The following is a 25,209-nucleotide window of genomic DNA, read 5'->3' on the forward strand; positions in this document are numbered from 1 at the left end:
AGCGCGGCGGGCGACGTGAGGGTGGTCGCATCCCATTCTCCTGGAGTCGCAACGTGGTCTCGTCTTCCGAAACCGTCACGATGTCCCGGGCGAGCCGGTTGTTCGGCCTGTCGCTCGGCTATTTCATGGTCTTGCTGGACACCACCGTCCTGACCGTCGCCCTGCCCGACCTGCACGCCTCGCTCGGCGGCGGGGTCGCCGGGCTGCAGTGGGCGGTCACCGGCTACACGGTGACGTTCGCGGCGCTGTTGCTCACCGCCGGGGCGGTCGCGGACCGGTTCGGTGCGCACCGGGTGTTCGCCGCCGGTGTCGTCGCGTTCGGCGTGCTGTCGCTGCTCAGCGCGGCGGCGCAGACGCTGCCGGTCCTCGTCGTCCTGCGTGCGCTGCTCGGCGTGGCGGGCGCGCTGTGCCTGCCCAGCTCCCTCGCGATCATCGCCCGCCTGTACCCGGACCCGGCCGATCGCGGCCGCGCCCTCGGCGCGTGGGCGGCGATCACCGGGTGCGCGCTGGCGACCGGGCCGGTCGCGGGCGGGCTCCTGGTCTCGGTCGGGGGGTGGCGGGCGGTGTTCCTCGCCAACGTCCCGGTGGCGCTGCTGAGTCTGGTGCTGGTACGTGGCGTCCGCGTGCCGGCGACCGGGCGTGGCCTGGACTGGCGGGCGCAGCTCGTGGCGTGCGCGTTCCTGGCGGCGCTCACGGACGCCGTCATCGACCGCCGTGCGGTGTCGGCGATCGCGGCTGGCGTCCTGGCGGTGGTCATGTTCCTGGTGGAACGGCGCAGCGCGTCCCCGGCCGTGCCGGGCGCGGTGGTGGCCGAACCGGGCGTTCGCCGTGGTCTCGTCGCGGGTGCGGCGGTGAACTTCGCGCTGTCGGGCGGCCTGTTCGTGCTCACCCTGTCGCTGCAGCGTCACCTCGGGCCGGTGGCCACCGGCCTGGCGTTCCTGCCGCTGACGCTGCCGACCGCGTTCAATCCGCTGGTGACCGGTCGGCTGGTGGCGCGGTACGGGCCGCGTCCACCGGTGCTGGCCGGGCTGACGCTGCTGACCCTCGGCTGCCTCACCGCCGCCCCGGTGCCGTGGCTGGGCATGCTTCTGATCGGCTTCGGCGTGTCCTTCTCCCTGCCCGCCCTCGTCACGGGAGTCGTGCAGGCGGCGCCCGAGGGCGCGGCCGGTGTGGCGAGCGGCCTGCTGAACGCGGTACGCCAGGTCGGCGCCACGCTCGGCGTCGCCGTGATGGGCGGGCTCGCGGCCGGGACGGCGTTCGCTGCGGCGGCGGCCCTCTGCCTGGTGGCGGGCCTCATCCTGGCGATCGGCGGCCGCCGCTCCTGACGCGGAAGTCGTGGGTTCCTCTCCTGTCGATCCCTGGACCAGAGGGCCGGACACTTGCAGCTCACACAGCTGGGGCGGCACGGCCCTCAGGTGCCGGGGTGGCCAGATGTCAGTGTCGGGCCCGATGTTGGTGTGTTCGGGCACCGTCGGCGAGCGCATGGGGCAAGCAGCGACATGTGTCCCGGGGTAGACCGTGAAAGGGCCCGCGCTGTGGGTCGCGCGGGCCTGGTCGATGGCGTGACAGCGGTTTTGGTTGCTCGGCGCTGTGAGGCGGCTCGTGCTGCGGTGGCCGCCTCGCGGGCCGGGGTGGTGATCGGGTGCGGGGCTATCGGCAGTACTCCCCCTCGACGGCTTCGGGGAGGTAGGCGTATCCCCTAAATATTGAGGCGACGCTGCAGGAGACGGCGGAGGGATAGCCCTGGCGCGCACGGATGATGAACGACACGGTGATGCGGCCTTGCTGAGGGAGGTTGTCGGACGTCGTGCAGCGCCCAAGACCGGCGTATCCGTCCGTGCCGCGGATGCGTTCGACCGTGTCGCAGGTGTAGGCCGGCAGATCCTGGCGGACCTGCGCTGCAGCGGGCTGCACCGGGTGGGGGTTGGCGTGCTGCTGGCCGTCGATGGCCGGTGTTCCGTTGGCTGCGGGGGCGGCCAGCGTGAGCAGGCCGATGATGGGCAGGGCGCCGAGCGCCGTGACGATACCTCGCATGGGGGTTTCCTGTCTCGAATGTCTCGGGAGTGTCCGACCCCTACGAGCTATCACGCTAAGCAACTAAACAACTACCCATTGTCGGGCTGGTGTTTCGTCACCGCGGGCTTCGCCGGCGGCTGCCACCAGGACCGGCCGCTGTCCGGGCCTGGGCCACCGGGATCGATGGTGCTCGAACTCGTCAACCTCGCCTCCCAGGCCAAGAGGGTGGTGCCGTCGCTCGCCGAGAAGTGTGGCTCGTTCACGGCGACAAAACCACCCATGCCCGGGCGGGTCGACGGGCACGGGTCCGCCGAAGTGGCACGGTGAAGTTGAACAGCTCAGGCCGACGGTTCGGAGACGCCCTGCCAACCCGCAGCTCGCCGCGCGGGGCACTGACAGGGATCGTCGGTGAGAACGGATCCGCCAAGACCACCTTGCTGCGCCTGCCAGCCGGGCGCGAACGGCCCGATCGGGGAGCGACAGGCGAGTTCCTGCTGATCGCGGGGCTGAACGGGAGCGCCCTGCTCCGCGTCCTGACCGGAGAAGTCGCCTCCGACAGCGGGAGCGTCACCCACCGCAACAGGGTCGGCCATCTCCCACAAGAGCCGCCGAGGGTCCGGAAGCTGCTCCGACGGCGCCCCGTCGTCGGCTACGATCGCCGGCTGCGCCGGGGCCGACAGGCGCCCACCTCGTGATGCGGGCGACAACGGCATCCTGTGCCAAGGCCTGACCTTCTCCAAGCCCGCAGACATCTCCTCAGAGAGGAAACGATCCGTGATGCCGGCTGTTCCCACCGACCCGACCGTGGTGCATCCCATGCCTGAGCAGCCGCGTGTGGTGCTGCTGAAACCGCTGATCACTTCGCCGCTGATCGAGGTCGGGGAGTTCTCTTACTACGACGACCCTGATGATCCGACCGCCTTCGAGACCCGTAACGTGCTGTACCACTACGGGCCGGAAAAACTGGTCATCGGGAAGTTCTGCGCGCTGGCCGAAGGCGTGCGGTTCATCATGAACGGCGCCAACCACCGCATGGACGGCCCCTCGACATTCCCGTTCCCGATCATGGGCGGTTCCTGGGCCGAGCACTTCGACCTCATCACCGGCCTGCCCGGACGGGGCGACACCGTGGTCGGCAACGACGTCTGGCTCGGCTACCAGGCCGCGGTGATGCCCGGCGTCCGCATCGGCCACGGAGCGATCATCGCCTCCGGTTCCGTCGTCGTCGACGACGTCCCCGACTACGGCATCGTCGGCGGCAACCCGGCCCGGCTCATCCGCCGCCGCTACAGCGACGTGGACATCGACCGCCTCCTGGCCCTGGCCTGGTGGGACTGGCCGCTTCAGCACATCACCGAACACGTCCGCGCGATCATGTCCGGCAGTATCGACGACCTGGAGAACGCGGCACCCGCGTTCCCGGATCGGTGATCCACCCGCGTTCCCGCATCGGTCTCAGTTCGACGGCATCCTCAACACGTCGACCTCCACCGTGGCCGACGACATCTTACGGAAGGACCGACACATATGACCTTCACTCAGGCTGAACTCGACTATCTGGCCACGCAGCACATCGGGCGGCTGGCCACGGTCTCGCCCGACGGGCAGGTGCAGAACAACCCGACCAATTTCTACCTCGATGCCGGCACCGGCACGATCTTCATCGGCGGGGGCGCGATGGGCAGGTCGAAGAAGTTCCGGAACGTCCAGCAGGGCAGCACGGTCGCGTTCGTCGTGGACGACCTGGCGACGATCGATCCCTGGGCGCCCCGGGGCATCGAGATCCGAGGCGAGGCAATGGCGCTGACCGACCAGGAGCCACCCGTGCCCGGCATGTCTCGAGAGATGATCAGGATCACACCCACCAAGATCGTCTCGTGGAATCTCGATGGGCCGCGAGCGAGCCGTACGGTATGAAAACGTGAAGGCCGCGAGGCGATCGACGATCGCCCCGCGGCCTCTTCGTGATCAGTCGCGGCCTGCGGCCGGTTCGGTCAGTTGATCGTCAGGTCGGCGGACTTGTCGCCGGCGACGATCTTGTACAGGCCCGGGAGCACCGCGCGGGTGCCCGAGCCGTCGATGTCGCCCTGGGTCACGGCGAGGCGGGACCGGGGGAAGGACAGCGACACGGTGGTCGACTCGCCCGCCTTGAGCGGCACCCGGGTGAAGGCGACGAGGCGGTTCGGCGGGGCGATGATCCGGCTGACCGGCTGCTGGGCGAACACCGGCACCACGAAGTCGCCGTCCCGCGAACCGGTGTTGGCGACCTTCACCGACACCTTCACCGTGCTCCCGCCGGACACCGTCACGCCCTGCACCGCGTACGTCGTGTAGGACAGGCCGGCGCCGAAGGCGAACAGCGGGTCGTAGCCGGAGCTGGTGCCGCTGTTCGTGCCCGGCAGCTGCTGGTAGAACATCGGCTCGTCGCCGGTGGTCTTCGGCCAGGACACCGGGAGCCGTCCGCTCGGGTTGGCCTTGCCGAACAGCACGTTCGCCACGGCGGTGCCGCCCTCGCTGCCGGGCAGCCACGTCATGAGCAGCTGCTTGGCGTCGGCCGCCTTACCGAGTACCAGCGGCCGGTCGGCGACGACCACCACGATCACCGGCTTTCCGGTGGCCTGCAGGCGGTCGACGAGGTCCTGCTGGTCGGCGGCGAGCTCGGGCTGCTCCTGGTCGTTGACGCCCTCGGCGCCGGGCTTGTCGCCCACGACCACGATCGCCGCGTCGGCGTCCTTGGTCTGGTCGACCGCGTCGTCCGCCTTCGCGACGAGCTTGGCGTGGTCCCCGATGACGTTCTTGATGCCCTGGTAGACGGTCACACCCGGGTCGTTGACGCCGCTCGGGATGCCCTGCCACTGGATGGTCCAGCCGCCGTCCTGGTTCGGGATCGAGTCGGCGCTCGGGCCGGTCACGACGACCTTGCCGGTGCCGGTCGACAGGGGCAGTACGTTGCCGTCGTTCTTCAGCAGGGTCTGCGACTCGGTCGCGGCCCGGACGGCCAGGTCCTTGTCGGTGCCCAGCACGGCCGCGTCGGCCTTGGACGGGTCGACGTACGGGTGCTCGAACAGGCCGAGCTTGAACTTCAGGGCGAGGACCCGGGACACGGCCTGGTCGAGGCGGCGCTCGGTGACCTTGCCGGTCTTGACGTCGTCCAGCAGGCCCTGCACGAACCCGTCGACCTCACCGGGCGGCAGCATGCCCATGTCGACGCCCGCGTTGATCGCGATGGCCACCGCGCCCGCGTAGGTGTCGGTCAGATGGTACGACGTCCGCAGCGCGTCGACGTCGTTCCAGTCACTGACCACGACGCCCTTGAAGCCCCACTGGCGGCGCAGCAGGTCGGTGAGCAGGTAGTGCGACGCGTGCGCCGGGATGCCGTTGACCGACCCGGAGTTGACCATCACCGTGTCGGCGCCCGCGTCCACCGCCGCCTTGTACGACGGCAGGAACGTGTCCTGGAAGTAGCGCGGGTCGAGGTGGGCCTCGGAGCGGTCGTGGCCGGCGAACGGCTGGGAGTACCCGGCGAAGTGCTTCACCGTCGCGCTGACCTGTCCGGTCTTCTGCAGGCCCTGGATGTTGGCCGCGCCGAGCGCGCCGGCGAGGTAGGGGTCCTCGGAGTAGGTCTCGTAGTAGCGGCCCCACCGGGTGTCGCGCGCGATGTCCTGGACCGGCGCGAAGTCCCACTGCGGGCCGGTCGCCTTGACCGCGCGGGCCGTCGACTCGCCCATCGCCTGGGAGAGCTGCGGGTCCCACGTCGCGCCGACGCCGATCTGCTGGGGGAACTTGGTCGCGCCGAGCACGTTGTTGTGCCCGTGCACCGCGTCCACGCCGTACACGATCGGGATGTGCAGCCGCGAGTGGTCGATGGCGAACTTCTGGACCGTGTTCACCATCTCGGCCCAGTCCTTCGGCGTGTTGTTCACCGGGGTCTCGCCGCCCCCGGACAGCACCGAGCCGACCTTCAGGTCGCCGAGGACGTGCTGCATGCAGGACTCGGTCAGGGGGCCGCCGGACCACTGGCATCCGCCCTGCATGTTCACGACGGCGGGCTGGGCGAGCTGGCCGACCTTCTCCTCGATCGTCATGCGCTTGAGGAGGTCGGCGACACGGGTGGAGACGGAGGCGTGCGGGTCGAGGTAGGGCGACTGGGCGCTGCTGGCGCCGGTCGCGGTCAGGGCCAGGCCTGACACGGTGATCGCCATGGCCGTCCCGATACGGGCGGCCTTGATCCGGAGTCTCATGAAGCGTGCTCCAGGCGGGGTCAGGAGGGACGAAGCCCTGTGATCAAAGACCCAACACCAAGATCAAATCAAGACCTGAATTAAGATCTGGCCAAAGTGTGCCACGTGCGTTCACTAGTTAAACGATTTCCCAGGCGTTCATGACCAGCGCCAACGCCCCGAGGACCTCCGCCCGGTCGCCCAGCACACCGGGCACGATCGACACGAGCGCGGCGGCGCTGGAGACGGCCGAGCGCCGTACGGCCTCCAGCATCGGCTCCAGCAGGAGGTTCCCCGCCCGGGCCAGGTCGCCGCCGACCACGACCAGGCGGGGGTTGAGCAGGTTGCACAGGCTGGCCACGCCGGTGCCGACATACCGGCCGGCGTCGCCGACCGCCCGGCGGCACGGGGCGTCCCCGGACAGCGCCAGCTCCACGATCCGCGTCGTCGTCAGGCCGTCGCCGTGCGTCGGCCGCAGCAACTCGGCGAGGTAGCGGCCGCCGGCGTAGGTCTCCAGGCAGCCTCGGTTGCCGCAGCGGCACATGGGGCCGTCCTCGTTCAGCGTGATGTGCCCGATCTCGCCGGCCGTCCCGCCCGGCCCGTGGTACACCCGGCCGCCGATGACGATGCCCGCCCCGACCCCCGTGCTGATCTTGATGTAGGCGGCGTCGGCGTGGCCACGTGCGGCGCCCCACGTCACCTCGGCCAGCGCGCCGAGGTTGGCGTCGTTGTCCACGTGCACCGGGCGGCCGAAACGGCGCCGGGCCTCCTCGGCCGCCTCGATGCCCGCCCAGCCGGGCAGGATGGTGCTGGATCCGAGGGTGCCGCTGGCCGCGTCGATCGGCCCCGGCACGCCGAGCCCGATCCCCAGCACGTCGGCCCGCGCCGCGTCCACGGTGGTGAGCAGCTCGTCCACCAGGCGCTCGGCCGCCGCGAGCCCGTCGGCCGCCGACGCGCCGACGTCCAGGGGCATCGTCCGCTCGGCGACGACCTCGCGGGCGAGGTTGCCGATCGCCACGCGCAGGTGCGCGTGGCCGAAGTCCACGCCGACGGCCAGCCCGGCGGAGGGTGCCAGGGACACCGCACGGGCCCGGCGGCCGCCCGCCGACGTCGGCGTCGTGACCAGCATGCCGTCCGCCGACAGCTCCCGCACGATGTTGGAGACGGTGGCCCGCGACAGCCCCGTGCTGCGGGCGATCTCGGCCTGGGTGGGCGTCCCGGCGGCGCGCACCGCCTGGATCACCCGCCGCTGGTTCGCCTCTCGGAGCGACGACTGCGATCCCGGGGTCGCGGATGAGCCTGGCCTCGCCATGGAGTCCCCTCGAGTGTTCAAGAAGTGAACCCAAGGTTACGCGGAAACTCCGTGCCGGTAGGGCGTGTCCGGTGGGTCTTGTTCGTAGCGAGCGGTGTCCAGAGTGTGCCTCGCAAGGCGGAGGAGGGAGTCAGCCTGGTGTTGGCTGGCGACCGACGACAACGCGGCGAGGCGCGCTCTGGACACCGCGCAGCCGGACGGAGATCCACCGGACACGCCCTAGGGCCGAAGGCCAGGTGCGGCCCCGGCGGTGGGCTCAGTTCTGGCGGTTGTCGTCGTCGTCCCCGCCCCGGCCGAATCGGCCGAAGAGCCGCTCGCCCGCGTTGACGGCCCCTTCGGCGACCCCCTTGACCGCGCCGATGAACGGGTCCGCGCTGCGGTTCCACGACTCCCGGTAGGCGTTCGCGGCGTTCTTGATCTCTTCGGAGATCGAGGCGCTCGAGTCGTCCGCGCGCCGCTCGTAGTCGCCGCCGAGGATGCGGGCGTACTCGCCGTCGCGCGCCCACCGGTCGAGCTCGGCGAACCGGATCACGGCGTACGGGTGCGAGCGGTTCAGCAGGTTGAGGAACTTCAGCAGACCGTCGCGGACGTCACCGGCCGCGTCGTACTCCCGCGCCTGCTCCAGGAACGATTCGGCGTCCATCTCCGACAACCGCGCGCCGCCCGCGAGCTTCATCAGCGCCCGCTTGCCCGCCTCGACGTCCTGACCGGCCAGCAGGCCCGCACGATCCGCCGACAGCTCGGACTTGCGCTGCCATTCGTTCAGGCCCATGAGGATCGCGGCGATCGCGATGTTCCCGAGCGGCAGCCACGCGATCCGGGCGCCGAGGTTGGTGAGGATCATGGCCATCGTGCGGTACACCGCGTGGCCGGACAGCACGTGCCCGACCTCGTGCCCGATGACGAACCGCAGCTCCTCGTCGTCGAGGAGGTCGATCAGGCCGGTGTTGACGACGATGAACGGGTTGTCGACGCCGATCGTCATGGCGTTCGGCGCCGGGTCCTGCGTGATGTACAGCTCCGGCACGTCGGGAAGGTCGAGGATGTAGGCGCTGTCCCGCATCATGTCGTACAGATGGCGGTACTGGCTCTCGCTCGCGCGCACGGTGCCGCCGAGGAACATCAGGCGGATCGCGCGCTCGCTGAACAGCCCGGCGAGGCGCCGCAGCACCGTGTCGAAGCCGCTGAGCGACCGGAGGGCGACGAGCGCCGACCGGTCCGCTGGATGCTCATAGGCACGGGAACTGATCCCGGGGAAACGCGTGCGAGAACGGTCGGGTGTGTTGCTCGTCATAGTCGGCATGCTATGTCTGACGGGCCGCCGTGGCCCGGAGTTCCCCAGGCGCGATCCGGCCACCGGCCCGTACGGGACGGGCATCCCCCGCGGCGGCGCCCACGCGCGACGGATCTCCCATGGCGATGCGGGCGCGCTGTGGTTCCCGCACCGCGGCCCGGCGCGTCGCAGCCGGGCCGCGTGCGTACGTTCCGGACCGGCCTCGAGCGGTGTGCCCTTGCGCGGCGGGCCGAGGCGGGTTCTACTCCCACCATGGCGGAGGCGTACGGGCCGGTGCCCGCGGAGACGATGTCGCGCGACGAGCTAACCGCGGTGCGCCAACGCCGCCTGCGCGACCTGATCGACCGGCTGATCGCCGCGGACGGCCTGCAGGGCCGGCGGCTGCGGGAGGCCGGCGTCGCCGGCGGCCCGGACGTCGCGCTCGACGAGCTGCACCGCCTGCCCTTCACCACCAAGCAGGACCTGTGGGACTCCTATCCGTACGGGATGCTCGCCGTGCCGATGGAGGAGGTCGCCGCCGTACACGGCTCCAGCGGCACCGGAGGACGGCCGACCCTCGTCGCGTACACGCGCCGTGACCTGACGCTGTGGGCACAGATGTGCGCGCGGTCGCTGGCCTGCGCGGGGGCCGCACCCGGCAGCGTGGTCCACAACGCGTACGGGTACGGGCTGTTCACCGGCGGCATCGGCTTCCACCAGGGGGCGATCGCCCTGGGCGTCACCGTGGTCCCGATGTCGGGCGGTATGACCGAGCGCCAGCTCCGCCTGCTCGCCGACCTGCGGCCCGACATCCTGGCGTGCACGCCGTCCTATGCCGTACGGCTCGGGGAGGCGGCGCGCGAGGCGGGCGTCGAGCTGAACCTCAAGGCGGGCCTGTTCGGGGCCGAACCGTGGTCGGAGGGGCTCCGTTCGACCATCGAGGACCTGCTCGGCCTGGCGGCGCTGGACATCTACGGCCTGTCGGAGATCATTGGCCCGGGGGTGGCCACCGAGTGCCTCGAACGCTCCGGGCTGCACGTCAATGAGGACCATTTCCTCGTCGAGGCGGTGGACGCCTCGGGCGCGCCGGTCCCGGACGGCACGCCGGGGGAGTTGGTGTTCAGCACGCCGAAGGAGGCCATGCCGCTGCTGCGGTACCGCACCGGCGACGTCGCCTCCCTGTCCCACGATCCCTGCCCGTGCGGGCGCACGCTCGTCCGGATGAGCAAGGTGCTCGGCCGCCGTGACGACATGCTCGTGATCCGGGGCGTGAACGTCTTCCCACGGGAGATCGAGGCCGTCGTCCTGCGGCACGCCTCCCCGCATTACCAGGTCGTCGTCGACCGCCGGAAGGCGATGGCGCGGATCCTCGTCGCCTGCGAAGGGGCCGGGCCGGGCCTGGCGGACGCGCTGTCGGCCGATCTGGGCGTGTCGTGCGACGTGCGCGTTCTTCCGGCCGGGACCATTCCGCGCGTGGAGACCGGTAAGGCGGTCCGCGTCGTGACCTGGGAATCGGGCGAACCGCCGCTCCCCGGACTCGAATAATTCATCCGGGCCTGGCCGGTATTCGTCGTGGAGGGCGAACAATTAACTGTTAAAGTTCTTCATAAATAACAGATAAGTCAGTAAGGCGAGAACATGACGAGTGGGCAGGGCGGCGGGCCTGAGTTCCAGAACTCAGGATGGGGCACCCCGTCGCAACCGTACGGCGGAGCGCCGTACTACGGCGGGCCGATGCCGGGTGGTGGCGGTCCGCCGATGCCAGGGGGCGGCCCACCGCCGGGCGGACCCGGGCCGTGGCAGCCGTACGGGCCCGCCCCCATGCCGCCCAAGAAGAGCCGCGCCGGCCTGATCATCGCGCTGTCCACCGCGGGCGCCGTCGTCGTCTTCGGGGGGCTCGCTATCCTCATCGGGCTGTCGTCGTCCGGGGACAAACAGAACCCCAGCGCGGCCACGGCGGCCCCCTCGGCACCGTCCGCGTCGTCGAGCGTTCCGGCGGCCGCCCCGACGGACACCCCCCGTTCCCTCGACACCCCCGCGTCGGTCGGCGACTACAAGCGCATCACGGGCAGCGTCGCCGACCGGATGATCCAGAACATGCGCAAGTCGATGGGCAAGGGCACGGGCACCACCGCGACGGTCTACGCCAAGGCCAAGATCGCCATCTACCTCAAGAAGGGCGATACCCAGGAGCCCCTCGTCTTCGTCGGCATGTCGGGCGACGACATCCCCGAACTCGCCACGGAGCTGCACTCCCGTTCGTCCTCGGAGGAGGTCGACTCCATGTTCCTGGGTATGGGGGTCACGGACACCAGTGACTTCCCGGCAGGACCCCTCGGCGGCGTCCTGCGCTGCGGGAAGGGGACGACGGGGGCGAGCGCCGCGTGTGCCTGGGCCGACGGCTCGGTCGTGGGGATGGTGCTGACGCCGCTCGGTTCGGACACCGTCACCCTCGGGGCGACCACGCTCGCCCTGCGGAACGCCGCCGAGCACTGATCCCGCCCGCAAGGAGGGGCATGCGATCAGGACCGATCCAAACGCTCACTAAGGTCGGCGCATGAGCACCGCCCCGGAGCCCCGCCGTCTCGGAATCATGGGTGGCACGTTCGACCCGATCCACCACGGCCACCTGATCGCCGCGAGCGAGGTCGCCCACCTGTTCCGGCTGGACGAGGTCATCTTCGTGCCGACCGGTCAGCCCTGGATGAAGGAGGGCCGCAAGACCTCGCCCGCCGAGGATCGCTACCTGATGACGGTCATCGCGACCGCCTCGAATCCGCGGTTCTCGGTCAGCCGCGTCGACATCGAACGTCCCGGGCTCACGTACACGATCGACACCCTTCGGGAGATGCGCGAAATACACGGGCCTGACGTCGAGTTGTACTTCATCACGGGGGCCGACGCGCTCGCCCAGATGTTGACGTGGCGTGACACGGATGAGCTCTTCAGGCTGGCGCATTTCATAGGCTGTACCCGGCCCGGCCACCACCTCGCCGATCCCGGCCTTCCCGAGGGCGGTGTCAGCCTGGTGGAAGTGCCCGCGCTGGCGATCTCCTCGACCGAGTGCCGAGAGCGCGTACGGGCCGGAGAACCCGTCTGGTACCTCGTCCCAGACGGAATCGTGCAGTACATAAACAAACGGGGGCTTTATCGTGACGGTTGACGGTAACGCCCCACCAGGAGGAAAACGACCACACCGTGACCGCATCCGAGAGGGCCACCCAGCTGGTCCAGATCGCCGCCGAGGCCGCGGCCGAGAAGCTGGCTGACAACATCATCGCCTACGACGTGAGCGACCAACTGGTCATCACCGACGCGTTCGTCCTGTGCTCGGCCGCCAACGACCGCCAGGTGCGCTCCATCGTCGACGAGATCGAGAAGAGGCTGCGCGAGGACGCCGGCGCCAAGCCCATCCGCCGCGAGGGAGAGCGCGAAGGGCGCTGGGTGCTCCTCGACTACGCCGACATCATCGTGCACGTCCAGCACGAAGAGGACCGCGTCTACTACGCGCTCGAACGGCTGTGGAAGGACTGCCCCCAGGTCCCCCTGCCCGACGACATCAACGCCCACTCGGAGCAGCGCGTACGGGCCGGTGACGGTCAGTGACCGAATTGCGCAAGATCGTGCTGTGGCGGCACGGTCAGACCACCTGGAACGTCGAACGCCGTTTTCAAGGCTCCACCGACATCCCGCTCGACGACACCGGACGCGAACAGGCGGTCAGGGCCGCCCGGCTCCTCGCCGCACTGCGCCCGACCGCCATCATCGCCTCCCCGCTGCAGCGCGCCGCCGACACGGCCGACGCGCTCAGCGCGGTCACCGGCCTGTCCATCACCCTCGACCGCGACCTGATCGAACGCGGCGGAGGGGAATGGGAAGGCCTCACCAACGCCGAGATCCGGGCGAAGTACCCCGCCGAGCATGCCCTCTGGCAGCCGCCCGGCGGTGAGACCACCGAACAGGTCTCCAAACGGGTCACCGCCGCCATCGACCGTGGCCTGGCCGAGGTCCCCGCGGGCGGCCTGCTCGTCGTCGCCTCCCACGGCGCCGCGCTACGACTCGGCATGCTCCGCTGGCTCGGCTTCCCCGAAGAGCTCTGGAGCCGGTTCGGCGGGCTGTCCAACTGCTGCTGGTCCGTCCTCGAAGAGGGCCGCAGCGACTGGCGCCTCGTCGAACACAACGCCGGCACCCTCCCCGAACCGGTGCTGAGCGACGACCGTGCGGAGAGCGACGGCTGAGTCCCGGACCACCTCTGGGTTCAGGCGAATATCGAGGTCAGGACCGCTGCGGCTATTCGATTACAGGTCTGGTCGCGAAGTCCTATAGACTGGCGCAGCACCGAGCGGGGGAAACCCCGATCGGGAAGCGCGGGGCTATGGCGCAGTTGGTAGCGCGCCTCCATGGCATGGAGGAGGTCTGGGGTTCGAATCCCCATAGCTCCACTCGGGCCGAGGGCTGGTGTGGTCGGAAGCTTTCGCTTCCTCCCCACCGGCCCTCGTCATTTTTCCCGGGGGGAAACCCCCCGGAGCCCCCTACCTCGGGGGGCTGCCGCCCCCCACGCCCCCCTGGTGGTGGCCGTCTGTTTGTTGCTGTGGGGTTTCCGGCTTCTCTGATGTGGGGGCTTCGCCCCCTACACCCCCTGTTGGATGATCGGTCGGGCTGAGTGGGGCGGGTGGGTTGTGCTGGACTGGGCGGTATGGAGTATTCGCGGTTTCTTGACTTTCTTGAGGCTGACTTCGCTCGGCTGCGGGCCGTTGTGCCGGGTGGCCTGTCCGCAGTGGTGCCGAGTTGTCCTGGGTGGACCGTCGGCGATCTGACGCGCCATGTTGGCCAGGTGTACCTGCACAAGACCCTCGCGATGCGTGAGGGGGGCGAGAATCCGGGCGGTGAGCCTGAGTGGCCGCCGAAGGAGCTTGCGGACGAGGAGCCGCTTGCGCTGCTCGACCGGGCGTACGCGGGGCTGCGTCAGGAGTTCGACACCCGCAGGCCGGAGGATCCGGCCGGTTCCTGGTACGCCCCTGACCGGACCGTCGGCTTCTGGATCCGGCGGATGGCGCAGGAGACGGTCATCCACCGCATCGACGCGGAGCTCGGCACCGGGCAGCCGGTCGCGCCGGTCCCGGACGATCTTGCTGTTGACGGCATCGATGAGTTGCTCAAGGTCTTCGTGGCGTACAGCGTTGCCGAGTGGGGCGACTACTTCACCGACATCCTGGGTGGCTCGCCGGGTTGGACGTACGCGGTGCGGACCGACGGCGGGGCGTGGCGGGTGCGGACCGGTCCGGGGCTGTTCACGGTCGAGGACGGTGCCGGTGACGGCGCGGCCGACGTGACCGTGAGCGGTCCGCCAGCGGCCGTGCTGCGGTGGCTCTGGAACCGGGAGAGCGCCGACGAGCAGAGCCGCGTCACGGTCGAAGGTGCCCCCGAGGCGATCGAGGAGTTCCGGCGCTGCCTCGTCACGGCGACGCAGTGAGGCGGGTGCCGCCGGTGCCCGGCGCAGAGCACGCTTTCGTCTACGGCCGCGGCCGAAAGCGCCGACCTTACTACGTCAAGGGCGCAGGCCAGGCCGCCGATGAGTTCCGGCCGCGCAAGCGGCCGGTGCCCGGCGTCTCGTCTGGAGCCGAGTGACGTACTCCCGGTGACGTAGCCGGGTTTCCGGCCGCCTACCCTGCCGGGCGCAGGGGTGGTTCGTCTCGGTGTGCGACGACGCGCGCCGGAGCACGCGGAGAGCCTTTCCAGAGCAGACGAGCTCGAGGAGAGGCGCGATGAGAGACGAACCGGCGGCCCGGGCTGTGGCCGCCACGAAGGTGTACGGGGCCGGTGACGCTGCGGTGCGGGCGCTCGACGAGGTCACCGTGGCGTTCCCGGCTGGGCGGTTTACCGCGATCATGGGGCCGTCGGGGGCGGGCAAGTCCACGTTGATGCACTGCGTCGCCGGCCTGGACACCGTGACGTCCGGGCAGGTCTTCATCGGGGAGGTCGAACTCGGTGAGCTGACGGACCGGCAGCTCACGTGCCTGCGGCGGGAGCGCGTCGGGTTCGTGTTCCAGTCGTTCAACCTGGTCCCGGCCCTGAACGCCTGGGAGAACATCACCCTGCCCATGACCCTCGCGGGGGCGCGGCCGAACCGGGACTGGCTCGACAGCGTGATCGACACGGTCGGCATCCGGGACCGGCTCTCGCACCGGCCGGCCGAGTTGTCCGGCGGGCAGCAGCAGCGGGTGGCGGTGGCCCGGGCGCTCGCGGGACGCCCGCAGATCATCTTCGCCGACGAGCCGACCGGGAACCTGGACTCGCGGACCGGCGCGGAGATCCTCGCGTTCCTCCGTGAGGCAGTCACGGAGCTGGAGCAGACGGTCGTGATGGTCACGCACGACCCGGCCGCCGCCGCGTACGCCGACACGGCCGTCTTCCTCGCCGACGGCCGGATCGCCGGCCGGATCGAGGCGCCCACCGCCAGGACCGTGCTCGATCGCATGAGCGTCCTGGCCGACGGCGGCACCGTACGGGGGCGGCGATGACGCGCGTCGCGCTGAAGGCGCTGTGGGCGCGCAAGCGCCGTCTCGCCGGGTCGTTCGTCGCCGTCTTCCTGGGCGTGTCCTTCCTGACGGGGACGCTCGTGCTGGGCGACACCCTGAATCGCTCGATCGGCCGGTTCTTCGCGCAGGCGTACGCGGGCACGGACGTGTCGGTGCGGAACGCCACGAGCGTCAGCGACGGTCCCGGGGCGATACGGGGACCGGTCGACGCCTCCGTCGCCGACCGGGTGCGCGGCGTGCCGGGTGTGGCCGCCGCCGAACCGGTGATCCAGGGCATCGGCCAGCTCCTCGGCAGGGACGGCCGGCCGATCGAGGTGCTGGGGCCGCGGACGGCCGGCAACTGGCTGACCGACCCGCGGCTCAACCCGTACCACCTCGTCGAGGGACGCGCGCCGTACGCCCTGGACGAGGTCGTGGTGAACCGGGCCGTCGCCCGGCAGGGACGGCTGCGCGTCGGCGACGTGACCGCCGTCCTCACGCCGCGGCGGATACCGGTACGGATCGTCGGGCTGGCGAAGTTCGGCGACCAGGACGGGTTCGGCGGGACGTCGTTCACCGCCTTCACGCTGGAGGGCGCCCGCCGCTACGTGGCGGGATCGCCCGACCGCGTCACCAGTGTGTCGATCCGCGCGGCGGCGGGCGTGCCGCAGGCCGCGCTGGCCGAGCGCGTGCGGCGGGTGCTGCCGCCCGGAACCGAGGCGGTCACCGGCAGGGCGCTCGGCGACGAGGGCATGTCGGCCGTCGCGAAGGGCTTCTTGACGATGTTCCGGGCGTTCCTGCTCGTCTTCGCCGGGGTCGCGCTGCTGGTCGGCTCGCTCAGCATCCACAACACCTTCTCGATCACCGTGGCGCAGCGGGTCCGGGAGTCGGCGCTGCTGCGGGCACTGGGCGCGTCGCGGAGGCAGGTGCTCGGCTCGGTCGTCGTCGAGGCGCTGGCCGTCGGCCTGGTGGCCTCGCTGGCCGGCGTGCTGGGCGGTCTCGGCTTCGCCACGCTGCTGGGCGGCGTGTTCGCCGCGATGGGCGCGGCCCTGCCCGTGGGCGGGCTCGTGCTCACGCCGGGGACGGTCGCCGTCGCCGTGCCCGTCGGCCTGCTCGTCACGCTGCTGGCCGGCCTGGTCCCGGCGGTGCACGCCGCGCGGACGCCGCCGCTGGCCGCGCTCCGTGAGACGGCGGCCGAGCCGCCCGGCGTCCCCCGGGCCCGGGCGGTCGCCGGCGGGGCCCTTCTGGCGATCTGCGTCGCCCTCGTCCTCGCTTCGGTGGTCGCCGGCGACTCGATGCCGGTCGCGGGCGCGGCGGCACTGGTCGGTGTCGTCGGCATGGTGGTGTTCGGGCCGGTCGCGGCGCGGTACGCCGCCGCGCTGCTCGGCGTGCCGCTGCGCCGCCTCACCGGCACGCTCGCCCGCCGGAATGCCGTGCGCGCCCCGCGGCGCACCGCCGGGGCGGCGACCGCGCTGATGGTCGGGGTCGGGGTGGTCACGCTGGTGACCGTGCTGGCCGCCTCGTCGGAGGCGTCCGTCCGGAGCACCGTCGCCCGGTCGTTCGGCGGCGACCTCGTGATCTCCGCTACCGGCACCTCCTCCACCGCGGGGTTCAGCCCGCGGCTGGCCGACGACGTCGCGCGGCTTCCCCAGACGTCGGCCGCCGCCGGGGTGGGCGTCGGCGACCTCCGGATCGGAGGCAGGCCCGTACAGGTGCGGTACGCCGATCCGGCCGCGCTCGGCCGGGTGATCGACCTGGGTCCCGCAGCGCGGATCGGGCCGGGGCGGTTCGCGGTGGCCGAGGACGTCGCGGCGAAGCGGGGCTGGCACGCCGGGACGCCGGTGAACGTCCGGTTCGCCGACGGAACGTCGCGGGCCCTGACCGTCGGCGGGATCTACCCCTCGGGCGGTCCCATCGGCGGCTACCTGATCCCGCGCGCGGAGTGGACGCCCCACGACCGGCAGCCCCAGGACACGACGGTGCTCATCACGCTGCGGGGCGGTACGGACCTGGCGGCGGCGAAGCGCGCCGTCACGGACGCCGCGCGGCCGTACGGCGCGCCGTCGGTACGGGACCGGGCGGCCTACCTCGACGCGCAGGCGTCCGGGGTGCGGCAGCTGCTGACGCTGGTGTACGTCCTGCTGGCGCTGGCGATCGTCATCGCTCTCCTCGGCATCGCCAACACCCTCTCGCTGTCGGTGCACGAGCGCACCCGCGAGCTCGGGCTGCTGCGCGCCGTCGGCATGACCCGCGCGCAACTGCGCTCGATGGTCCGCTGGGAGTCGCTCATCATGGCGGTCTTCGGCACGGCGGGCGGGCTGGGGCTGGGGCTGCTGCTCGGCTGGGCCGTGGGCCGGGCGGCGAGCGACGGCGCCTTCGCCGCTCCGGTGGCACAACTGGCGATCATCGCGGTCGTCGGCGCGCTCGCCGGGGTGGTCGCGGCCGTCCGCCCGGCCCGGCGAGCGGCGCGGCTCGACGTCCTCGCCGCGATCGCGACGGCCTGACGTGACCCACCGCCGTCCGGCCGTGTGCCACCGCGCCGGCCGGACGGTGGTTGATCCCTGCCGCAGCCGGTGGCACGCCGAGTGATGATCACGACGTCGAAGATCGCCCTAGGCTGTTGCGCGCCCTCGGTCGCGAAAAGCGAAGGATGCGCTGATGAGCTTCGGTGACCCCAAGCCTTGGACCCTTGAGGAACTGCTGGAAGGGCCCCGCTCACGCGCGGCATGGCGGGAGCTCTGCCCGTTCCTGGAAGGCCTGAGCGCGGAGGAGCTGGCAGCCGTCACTCCGCGCCTGCGCGCCTGGCCGCCCGAGGTACGGACGATGCCGGACGCGTGGTGGGCGAGCACGCTGGCCGGTGACATCCGCCCGTATCATCGCCTGGCCGCGACCCGCAGGCTCGGCCGCCTGCACGACGTGGAGTGCGGACGCGCACCCGCCTTTCCGGAGGCCGACGCGGACTCCTACGCGGAGGAGAACGATCACGACCACCTGAACGGCGAGGCCTCCTTCTTCTACAGCGCCACCGCGGTGGCCGCCCTGCCCGGCCTGCGCCGCGTGGTGCTCGGCGCGACGGCCGAGTGGCACCACAACGGCGGCGACATCGTCGGCTGGAGCACGGTCGACGGGCCGCCGCTGATCACGTATCTGGACGGCGCCGACTACCACGACAACCCGTTCGCCATCGAGGTGTCACCGGACGGCGGGGTCGTCGCCACCTCGGTGGAGGGCCGGTGGTTCGCCTGGTCGGCGGCGACAGGGGAGCGGCTGTGGACGCTCGACTCCCGCAGGCCCTGGTCGGGCCAGATCGCACCCGGCTCTGAAATCGAGGAGGACGATCTCGACGAGGACGACGCGGACCTCGAGGAAGACGATCTCGACGAGGACGACGGCGAGGTCGAGCCGGACGGACGCGGCTCGACGCGCTTCTCCTTCAGCGGGGACGGCCGGCTGCTGGCCGCGGGGCGATACACGGGCGGACCGGTCGTCGTCCTGGACGTGCCCACCGGCAAGGTTCTGGCGGGCGGCCCGGACGACGCGATCGACGGGCGCGGGCCGGTCGCGCTCGACAGGTCCGGACGGCTCCTGGCCTACGTCCGAGATGGGGCGCGGGTGGTGGTCCGGGACGCGACGAGCGGCGGCGCGGTGCTCGCCGAGGCGGACACCGGGCTGGCCGACGTGATCGATCTCGCCATGGCCCCGGACGGCGGGCAACTGCTGGCCGTGGGCCCGGACGGCGACGACCTCCCTGCGGCCTGCCGCCTGACCTTCGACACCACGCCCGCCGGGGCGTCCCTTGAGCCGGTCACCGTGGCGCGCCCCGCTCAGGGGCCGGGCGGGAAGGATCTCGCGCCGCTGGGCGAGAGCTGGGCGTCATGGCGCGCGGCATGGACCGGTCGGGGCCCGCTCGCGCATCTTTCCGTCCAGCGTCGCGGTGGCGTTCTGTTCGACGGCGACGGGCGGGTGCTGTTGACCGAGCCGTCAATCCGCATTGTCTCGTTCACTCCGGACGGGCACGCGTTGGTCGGCGTGACCTCCCTGGAAGAGGACAACCTCGACCCCATCGATGTCTGGTTCCTTGACGCGTTGGAGTGACGGTGCCCGGCGAGGCGGAACCGGCGGGGTTTTCCTTGCTGCGCGCTGGAATTCGCCTGAGGTCTGGCACGTTCGTACGGACATTGACGTGTTGAGGAGGGCTTGTGGCCGATCAGAGTGAGCTTTACACGCTGGCCGAGGAGATTCCCGAGCTGGACCACCCCGTGCTCGTGTACCACCTGGACGGTTTCATGGACGCCGGGCGTGCCGGGCGGCTGGCCACCGAGCACCTGAAGACGCTCGGCGCGCGGCGGATCGCGACGTTCGACACCGACTCGCTGATCGACTACCGGTCCCGGCGGCCGCCGATGATCTTCGACACGGACCGCTGGACCGACTACGAGGCTCCCGAACTGGCCGTGTACGCGGGTGAGGACGCCGTCGGGGTGCCGTTCCTGGTGATGACCGGGCCGGAGCCGGACCGGGCGTGGGAGCGGTTCGCCGCGGCGGTGATCTCGCTCGGTGAGCGGCTCGACGTCCGGCTGGCGATCGGCGTGCACGGCATCCCCATGGCGGTGCCGCACACGCGGGAGACCGGCCTGACGCCGCACGGCAACCGGCCTGACCTGCTGGGGGAGCACCCGGCGTGGATCAACCGGGCCGAGGTGCCCGGAAGCGCGGCCGCGCTGATCGAGTACCGCATGGCGGAGGCCGGGCGCGACTCGGTCGGGTTCGCGGCGCACGTGCCGCACTACCTCGCCCAGGCGGCGTATCCGACGGCCGCGATCGCGCTGCTGAACGGCATCAACTCCGCCACCGGGCTGATGTTCCCCACCGCGGACCTCGACGAGGCCGCGGCGGAGGCGCGTCAGCAGATTGACGGCGAGGTCGCCGCCTCCGAGGACGTCGCGGAGGCGGTGCGCAACCTCGAGGTGCAGTACGACGAGATCATGGAGGCGGGCCGGAACAGCCTGCCGCTGGCCGGCTCGCCGGCGCGGATGCCGGACGGCGAGGAGATCGCCGCGGAGTTCGAGCGGTTCCTCGCCGAACAGAACGACCAGTAGACCCGGCGGATCCGGCGCAGCGCCTCTCGGGGGCCGCTGTGCCGGATCGTCGTTCACGGAGTACGGGCGGGGTCGGCCACGGTCGGCGTGCCGCCCTCTTTGTGCGCGCGGCGCACGTCCTCGATGAACTCCCGGGAGAACATCGCGGACAGCACCGCAACGCCGGCGCGGTTCACGCGGATCTCGCCGTGCCGGATCCGCCCGCTGAGGTGGATGCGGCGGCCCGGCGTCTCGACGGCGGCCCCCTCCGCGTCCTTGACCTTTCCGCGGCCGAGCCACTCCAGGTCCCAGTGGTCGATGACGGCGTTGTCGGGGACGAGCAGCTTGACCATCGCGTGGTCGAGGTCGACGCGCACCTCGATGTCGCCGTCCGGGATGTGGGGCGAGCGCAGGTCCAGGACGACGCTGCCGCGACGGGCGCGGACCTCGAAGTCGCGGCTGGTCGTCCAGTGGCCTAGGTGCTTGACGGTGTCGTAGTGGGCCTGGACGCGGACGCTGTCGGTGCTGGTGGCGTTCATCGCGGTTTTTCCTCCTCGGAAATCGGGCAACGCCGGGACGTTCGGACGCTCTCTTCTTGAGAGCTTCTCGATATAAGAGATAATACTCGATGGGAAGGTCCTGTCAACGACTGTCCCTGCCGGGAGGTCGTCCGGTCAGGCCACTACCACGGATGACGCCGAATGCGGAAGGGGCCGTGCATACCCGGTCCGTTCCGGGGAACCATCCGACCACCCGGAGCCCCGAGCGAAAAGGAAGCCCTGGATATGCACGTCACTGGGATCATCACCGCCATCATCATCGGCCTGATCATCGGTGCGCTCGGCCGTCTGGTCGTGCCCGGCCGTCAGCACATCCCGATGTGGCTCACGATCGTCATCGGCGTCGTCGCGGCGCTCATCGGCACCGCCATCGCGGGCGGTCTGGGTGTCGCCAGTACCAAGGGCGTCGACTGGATCGAGCTGATCATCCAGATCGGCCTGGCCGCCGTCGGCGTGACTCTCGCCGCGGGCATGTACGGCCGCCGGGGAGTGCGCTGACCGCCGACCCTCTCGCCACGGGCCGGCCGACGCCATGTCGGCCGGCCCGCGGCGTCCATGCACCGGCCCGACGACGTCTACGCGGCGGCTTCTGGCGGCGTCTACGCGGCGTGCCTCGCGGCGTCTACGCGGCGTGCCTCGCGATGGCTATGCGGCGGGCCCCGCGATGCGGCCGCGGAGGAGGTCGACGAGCGTCGCGTGCACGTCGGTGAGCGGGCGCGCGGGCTGTAGCGTGCGCCAGTCGAGCGCGACCGTCAGCACCATGCCGAAGACCGCCGACGCCGCCATGCCGACGTCCAGGTCGGCGCGGAGATCCCCGTGGGCGACGGCGGCGCGCAGCACGTCGGCGATCACCCCGACCGCGCGCTCCCGGATCAGCCGCGCCGTCGCCTGCCAGTCGCCGCCCGCCCGCCAGGTCTCGGCCAGCAGGAGCCGGGCGAACGCCTCGTACTCCCCGATGAAGGCGAGTTCCGCGCCGACCACGGCGTCGAGCGCCTCCAGCGGGGGACGGTCGTCGGCGGCGGCGCGCAGCGTCTCGGCGAGCCGGTCGATGCCGTACTCCAGCAGTTCGCCGAAGAGCGCGGCCTTGCCGGCGAAGTTGTAGTAGACGGTCCCCTTGGCGACTCCGGCCCGCTCGGCGATCTGGTCGACGGTCGTGGCGGAGTAGCCGTGCTCGGCGATGAGCTCGACGGCGGCGTCGTACAGGCGTTGCCGCGTGCGTTCCCGTCGGGTGGGCATGGTCTCCCTACAGCTTGAGCACGGGGTGCAGGCGCTTGAGCGTCCACACGCGTTCCCGTCGAACGGTGAGCATGGTCAGTGCCAGGCCGCCCACGAGGTAGGCCAGCAGCACCGCACAACACTCCCATACGGAGGTCAGCGGCCCGCCGCTGATCAGATGGCGGAGCGCGGTGACCACCCAGCCCATGGGCAGGATGGGGTGCAGGGCCTGGAAGAACCCCGGGCTGGTCTGGATCGGGTACGTCCCGGCCGACGAGGTCAGCTGGAGCATCAGGAGCACCAGCGCGATCACCCGTCCGACCGGCCCGAACTTGCCGTACACGAACTGCACCACCGCCATGAACGAGGCGGCGGTGAGGACGAGGAGGCCGATCATCCCGGCCCAGCGCACCGCCGTCAGCCCCAGGGCGAACTTCAGCACGAGCAGCAGCACCGCGACCTGGGCCGCGCCGACCAGGACGGCCGGGAACCAGCCGGCGAACGCCACCCGCCGGGCCGGTGCCGCCGCCGCCAGCGCCCGGGGGTTCAGCGGGCGCAGGATCATGTAGACGAACATCGCGCCGACCCACAGGGCGAGGGGGACGAAGAACGGCGCGAAGCCGGTGCCGTAGTCCGGGGCGGGGTTGGACTTGGCCGTGGCCAGGCGTACCGGGTCGCTCATCACGCCGGAGCGCTGGTTCCGCTCGTTCTTGGTGTAGTCGGGGACCTGCCCGGCCCCCTGGTTCAGGCCCTTGGCCAGCCGGTGCGCGCCGCTGGACGCCTGGCTCAGCCCGGACTCCAGCTGCTGGGCGCCGGTGTAGAGCCGGCCGAGCCCGGAGTCCAGCTGTGCTGCGCCGGACTGCAGCTTCCCGAGGCCCTGCGACAGCTTGACCTCTCCGGCGTAGGCGGTGCCGATGCCCTGGTGCAGGGTGGCCAGGCCGGTCGCGACCTGGTGCGCGCCGTTGTTCAGGCGGTGGATGTCACGCCGTGCCTGCTCGACCTTGCCGGCCAGGTGCGGCGCCTCCGCGGCGAGCCTGCGGGCGTCGCCGGCCAGCCGCCGCGCCTGGGCGGCGACCCGGCGCAGTTCCCCGGTGTGCGCCCGTACCTGGGCGTTGACCTCCTTGGCGGTGGTGAGCACCGTCGTGGCCGCCGAGCAGGCGGGTGCCGCCTCCGGATGCGTCTCGGCGAGCGTGCAGATCGTCTTGCGGGCGGCCGCCGCCTGGCGTACGGCCTGCGCGGTCTGGTTCGGGAGGGCGTCGAGGGCGGTGGCCGCGGCGTCCGCGCCCCTGGCCACGAGCAGGGCGGCGTTCCTGATGTCGTCGGGATGCCCCCGCAGGACCGGCAGAAGCTTGTCCGTGACCTGGTCGAACGTCGTGGTGAGCCGCTGGGTCCCCGACGCCACCTGCGCGCTGCCCGACTGCAGCTTCGCCGCGCCGGAGTCCAGCTTGGCGAGGCCGGCCACGAGCTGGTCGGCGCCGCTCTTGGCGGTGGCGAGTCCGCCGGTGAGCTGACCGGCGCCGCTCCTGGCCGTGCCGATGCCCTTCCGCAGCTGGGCGGCGCCGCTCTCGGCCTTGTCGATGCCCTGGGCCAGCTTGTCGGCGCCCTCCGCGGCCTGCTGGAGCTTGTCGTGCAACTGCCCGAACGAGACGAAGATCTGGTCGAAGTACCCGTGGACGGCGCTGGACGCGGCGGCCGCCTTGATCTCGTTGAAGGCGGCGCCCGCGATCGTGCTCGCGATGTAGCTGTTGGCGTCGTTGAGATGCACCTGGAGGGAGGCCGGCTGCGGCGCGTTCTGCTGGTCCTGGGGGGACGTGAGGCTTGAGCTGAAGCCGGCCGGGATCGTCAGGGACATGTAGTACCGGCCGTTCGCCACGCCGTCGGCGGCCGTACGGTCGTCGACCCGGTGCCAGTCGAAGACCTTGCGCCGCTCGAGCTCGTCGGCCAGCTCCTGCCCGGCGTTCACGGTCTTGCCGCCGACGGTGGCGGGCCTGTCGTCCACCACCAGGGCGACGGGCAGCCGCGAGATCTTGCCGTACGGGTCCCAGAACGACCACAGGTACAGCCCGGCGTACAGCAGGGGCAGCATCACCAGCGCGACGACCGCGATCCGGGTGAGCTTGGCCCGGGCGAAACGCCGCAGCTCCAGCCCGGACAGGGACACGGAGGGGAGTCTCACAGCACGACCTCCAGGTCGGCGAGGCCGGACGCGGGGGCGGCGTCGACGCAGCCGGCGACGATGGTCACGCCCGCCCGCTCCGTGAGGGCGCGCAGGGACTCCCACATCTCGCGCTGATGGTCGCCGCGCATCCCGCGGTCGATGTCGTCGAGGACGAGGAGCCGTGGCCGGTCCATGAGGGCGAGCGCCGCGCCGAGCAGATGCCGGTCGCGCGGGCCGAGATCCCCGGTCGGCGTGCCGGGGTCGAGCGCGAGTCCCACGGGGGCGAGCGCGGCGGCGACCTCCTCGTCCCGCCTGGCCGGCCGGCGGGGGAGGAGCCCGGCGCGCAGGTGCCTGCGCTCGAAGACGTGCTCGGTGACGGTGAGCGCGTCGTCGAGGTCGTTGACGCCTTCGGTCTCGCCGATCGCCGCGACGCGCTGGATCGTGGCCGCTGCCGCCTGCCCGGCGACCGTGACCTCCCCGGAGGTGGGGCGCATCCGGCCTGCCAGGGTGAGCAGCAGACAGGTGCGGCCGGTGCCGGCCTCCCCGGAGACCACCGCGAGCCCGCCCTCGGTCAGGGACAGGTCGACGTCGCGGTACACCCAGCCGCGGGGGCCCTTCAGCGACAGCCCGCAGGCGGTCACGAGAGGCGCGGGGGATCGCTGCTCGGCCGCCTCCGGCGAGCCGGAGGCCGGCGGCTCCGTCGCGGTGCGTTCGGGGTGAGCGTTGCCTGTCACGGTCGTCCCTGGTTGTTTTTGTACTGACTGGTCAGTTCAAAAATACCGTGGTACGGGAGAAGGCCAAGCGCGATCTGTGGTGACATGACTCACCTGTGGGACGTCGTCTGCCCTCCGGCCAGGAC

24 protein-coding genes and 1 tRNA gene are annotated in these 25,209 nt (G+C 71.4%); 17 read left to right on the forward strand and 8 right to left on the reverse strand.

Translation table 11 applies throughout. The annotated features are described in order from the left end of the window. The first annotated feature begins 53 nt into the window (after window positions 1-53). Complete coding sequence (locus ABEA24_RS49190; protein WP_345442716.1) at window positions 54-1,325, forward strand: MFS transporter; 1,272 nt, start codon at window positions 54-56, stop codon at window positions 1,323-1,325. 325 nt (window positions 1,326-1,650) lie between these two features. Here the strand turns inward: ABEA24_RS49190 and ABEA24_RS49195 are convergent, their stop codons facing one another. After that, window positions 1,651-2,034, reverse strand: a complete 384-nt coding sequence (locus tag ABEA24_RS49195; protein WP_345442718.1) for a hypothetical protein — start codon at window positions 2,032-2,034, stop codon at window positions 1,651-1,653. A 78-nt stretch (window positions 2,035-2,112) separates the two neighbouring features. Between ABEA24_RS49195 and ABEA24_RS49200 the strand changes: the two genes are divergently transcribed. The 4 genes from ABEA24_RS49200 (at window position 2,113) to ABEA24_RS49215 (ending at window position 3,933) form a co-directional block, all read left to right on the forward strand. After that, window positions 2,113-2,343: a hypothetical protein gene (locus tag ABEA24_RS49200; protein ID WP_345442720.1), complete on the forward strand. Its 231-nt coding sequence runs from the start codon at window positions 2,113-2,115 to the stop codon at window positions 2,341-2,343. Then, window positions 2,340-2,711, forward strand: a complete 372-nt coding sequence (locus ABEA24_RS49205; RefSeq protein ID WP_345442722.1) for an ATP-binding cassette domain-containing protein — start codon at window positions 2,340-2,342, stop codon at window positions 2,709-2,711. The genes ABEA24_RS49200 and ABEA24_RS49205 overlap by 4 nt, the downstream gene beginning before the upstream one ends. An 82-nt stretch (window positions 2,712-2,793) precedes the next feature. Next, window positions 2,794-3,447 carry a CatB-related O-acetyltransferase gene (locus ABEA24_RS49210; protein ID WP_425551336.1) on the forward strand — a complete coding sequence of 218 codons (654 nt, stop codon included), beginning with the start codon at window positions 2,794-2,796 and terminating at the stop codon, window positions 3,445-3,447. 96 nt (window positions 3,448-3,543) lie between these two features. Continuing rightward, window positions 3,544-3,933 carry a PPOX class F420-dependent oxidoreductase gene (locus ABEA24_RS49215; RefSeq protein WP_345442726.1) on the forward strand — a complete coding sequence of 130 codons (390 nt, stop codon included), beginning with the start codon at window positions 3,544-3,546 and terminating at the stop codon, window positions 3,931-3,933. Window positions 3,934-4,010: 77 nt separating this feature from the next. Here ABEA24_RS49215 and ABEA24_RS49220 read toward each other — a convergent pair whose 3' ends face one another. The 3 genes from ABEA24_RS49220 to ABEA24_RS49230 all read right to left on the reverse strand — a co-directional run bounded on the left by ABEA24_RS49220 (window position 4,011) and on the right by ABEA24_RS49230 (window position 8,842). Beyond that, the gene (locus tag ABEA24_RS49220; protein ID WP_345442727.1) at window positions 4,011-6,257 is read right to left on the reverse strand and encodes a glycoside hydrolase family 3 N-terminal domain-containing protein; all 2,247 of its coding nucleotides are present in this window, start codon (window positions 6,255-6,257) and stop codon (window positions 4,011-4,013) included. A gap of 118 nt (window positions 6,258-6,375) precedes the next feature. After that, a complete protein-coding gene (locus ABEA24_RS49225) occupies window positions 6,376-7,548 on the reverse strand; it encodes an ROK family transcriptional regulator (protein WP_345442729.1) in 1,173 nt (390 codons plus the stop codon). A gap of 256 nt (window positions 7,549-7,804) precedes the next feature. Continuing rightward, entirely contained in the window at window positions 7,805-8,842 is a 1,038-nt protein-coding gene (locus ABEA24_RS49230; RefSeq protein ID WP_345442731.1) for a M48 family metallopeptidase, read from the reverse strand. A gap of 252 nt (window positions 8,843-9,094) precedes the next feature. On the opposite strand from ABEA24_RS49230, the gene ABEA24_RS49235 reads away from it, so the two are divergent. From ABEA24_RS49235 to ABEA24_RS49285, 11 genes are all read left to right on the forward strand, one after another. After that, window positions 9,095-10,366 carry a phenylacetate--CoA ligase family protein gene (locus ABEA24_RS49235; protein ID WP_345442733.1) on the forward strand — a complete coding sequence of 424 codons (1,272 nt, stop codon included), beginning with the start codon at window positions 9,095-9,097 and terminating at the stop codon, window positions 10,364-10,366. A gap of 93 nt (window positions 10,367-10,459) precedes the next feature. Then, window positions 10,460-11,317: a hypothetical protein gene (locus ABEA24_RS49240; RefSeq protein WP_345442735.1), complete on the forward strand. Its 858-nt coding sequence runs from the start codon at window positions 10,460-10,462 to the stop codon at window positions 11,315-11,317. A gap of 61 nt (window positions 11,318-11,378) precedes the next feature. Next, window positions 11,379-11,984 carry a nicotinate-nucleotide adenylyltransferase gene (gene nadD, locus ABEA24_RS49245; RefSeq protein ID WP_345442737.1) on the forward strand — a complete coding sequence of 202 codons (606 nt, stop codon included), beginning with the start codon at window positions 11,379-11,381 and terminating at the stop codon, window positions 11,982-11,984. Between the two features lie 35 nt (window positions 11,985-12,019). Next, window positions 12,020-12,427 (forward strand): ribosome silencing factor, encoded by a 408-nt coding sequence (gene rsfS / locus ABEA24_RS49250; RefSeq protein WP_345442739.1) that lies wholly within the window; start codon window positions 12,020-12,022, stop codon window positions 12,425-12,427. Beyond that, window positions 12,424-13,059 (forward strand): histidine phosphatase family protein, encoded by a 636-nt coding sequence (locus ABEA24_RS49255; RefSeq protein WP_345442741.1) that lies wholly within the window; start codon window positions 12,424-12,426, stop codon window positions 13,057-13,059. Before rsfS ends, ABEA24_RS49255 begins: the two co-directional genes overlap by 4 nt. Before the next feature lie 131 nt (window positions 13,060-13,190). After that, window positions 13,191-13,263: transfer RNA gene (locus ABEA24_RS49260), tRNA-Ala, on the forward strand. A gap of 254 nt (window positions 13,264-13,517) precedes the next feature. Continuing rightward, complete coding sequence (locus tag ABEA24_RS49265; RefSeq protein ID WP_345442743.1) at window positions 13,518-14,294, forward strand: maleylpyruvate isomerase family mycothiol-dependent enzyme; 777 nt, start codon at window positions 13,518-13,520, stop codon at window positions 14,292-14,294. Window positions 14,295-14,586: 292 nt separating this feature from the next. Continuing rightward, window positions 14,587-15,342 (forward strand): ABC transporter ATP-binding protein, encoded by a 756-nt coding sequence (locus ABEA24_RS49270; RefSeq protein ID WP_345442745.1) that lies wholly within the window; start codon window positions 14,587-14,589, stop codon window positions 15,340-15,342. Then, on the forward strand, window positions 15,339-17,843 hold the full coding sequence (locus ABEA24_RS49275) for an ABC transporter permease (protein WP_345442748.1): 2,505 nt from the start codon (window positions 15,339-15,341) through the stop codon (window positions 17,841-17,843). Before ABEA24_RS49270 ends, ABEA24_RS49275 begins: the two co-directional genes overlap by 4 nt. A gap of 154 nt (window positions 17,844-17,997) precedes the next feature. Beyond that, entirely contained in the window at window positions 17,998-19,434 is a 1,437-nt protein-coding gene (locus ABEA24_RS49280) for a WD40 repeat domain-containing protein (protein ID WP_345442750.1), read from the forward strand. 104 nt (window positions 19,435-19,538) lie between these two features. Then, window positions 19,539-20,438, forward strand: a complete 900-nt coding sequence (locus ABEA24_RS49285) for a proteasome assembly chaperone family protein (RefSeq protein ID WP_345442752.1) — start codon at window positions 19,539-19,541, stop codon at window positions 20,436-20,438. Window positions 20,439-20,491: 53 nt separating this feature from the next. Here ABEA24_RS49285 and ABEA24_RS49290 read toward each other — a convergent pair whose 3' ends face one another. Next, window positions 20,492-20,956, reverse strand: coding sequence for a hypothetical protein (locus ABEA24_RS49290; protein ID WP_345442754.1), 465 nt, complete (start codon window positions 20,954-20,956; stop codon window positions 20,492-20,494). A 246-nt stretch (window positions 20,957-21,202) separates the two neighbouring features. On the opposite strand from ABEA24_RS49290, the gene ABEA24_RS49295 reads away from it, so the two are divergent. Beyond that, window positions 21,203-21,475 (forward strand): GlsB/YeaQ/YmgE family stress response membrane protein, encoded by a 273-nt coding sequence (locus ABEA24_RS49295; protein WP_345442756.1) that lies wholly within the window; start codon window positions 21,203-21,205, stop codon window positions 21,473-21,475. A gap of 147 nt (window positions 21,476-21,622) precedes the next feature. Here ABEA24_RS49295 and ABEA24_RS49300 read toward each other — a convergent pair whose 3' ends face one another. From ABEA24_RS49300 to ABEA24_RS49310, 3 genes are read right to left on the reverse strand one after another with little or no spacing between them, the layout of a single operon-like run. Beyond that, complete coding sequence (locus ABEA24_RS49300; RefSeq protein ID WP_345442758.1) at window positions 21,623-22,213, reverse strand: TetR/AcrR family transcriptional regulator; 591 nt, start codon at window positions 22,211-22,213, stop codon at window positions 21,623-21,625. A gap of 7 nt (window positions 22,214-22,220) precedes the next feature. Then, window positions 22,221-24,368 (reverse strand): YhgE/Pip family protein, encoded by a 2,148-nt coding sequence (locus ABEA24_RS49305; protein ID WP_345442760.1) that lies wholly within the window; start codon window positions 24,366-24,368, stop codon window positions 22,221-22,223. Continuing rightward, on the reverse strand, window positions 24,365-25,084 hold the full coding sequence (locus tag ABEA24_RS49310) for an ATP-binding cassette domain-containing protein (protein WP_345442762.1): 720 nt from the start codon (window positions 25,082-25,084) through the stop codon (window positions 24,365-24,367). The genes ABEA24_RS49305 and ABEA24_RS49310 overlap by 4 nt, the downstream gene beginning before the upstream one ends. Window positions 25,085-25,209: the final 125 nt, after the last annotated feature.

Origin of the sequence: Actinoallomurus vinaceus (assembly GCF_039542055.1) — a bacterium.
Classification (GTDB): domain Bacteria; phylum Actinomycetota; class Actinomycetes; order Streptosporangiales; family Streptosporangiaceae; genus Actinoallomurus; species Actinoallomurus vinaceus.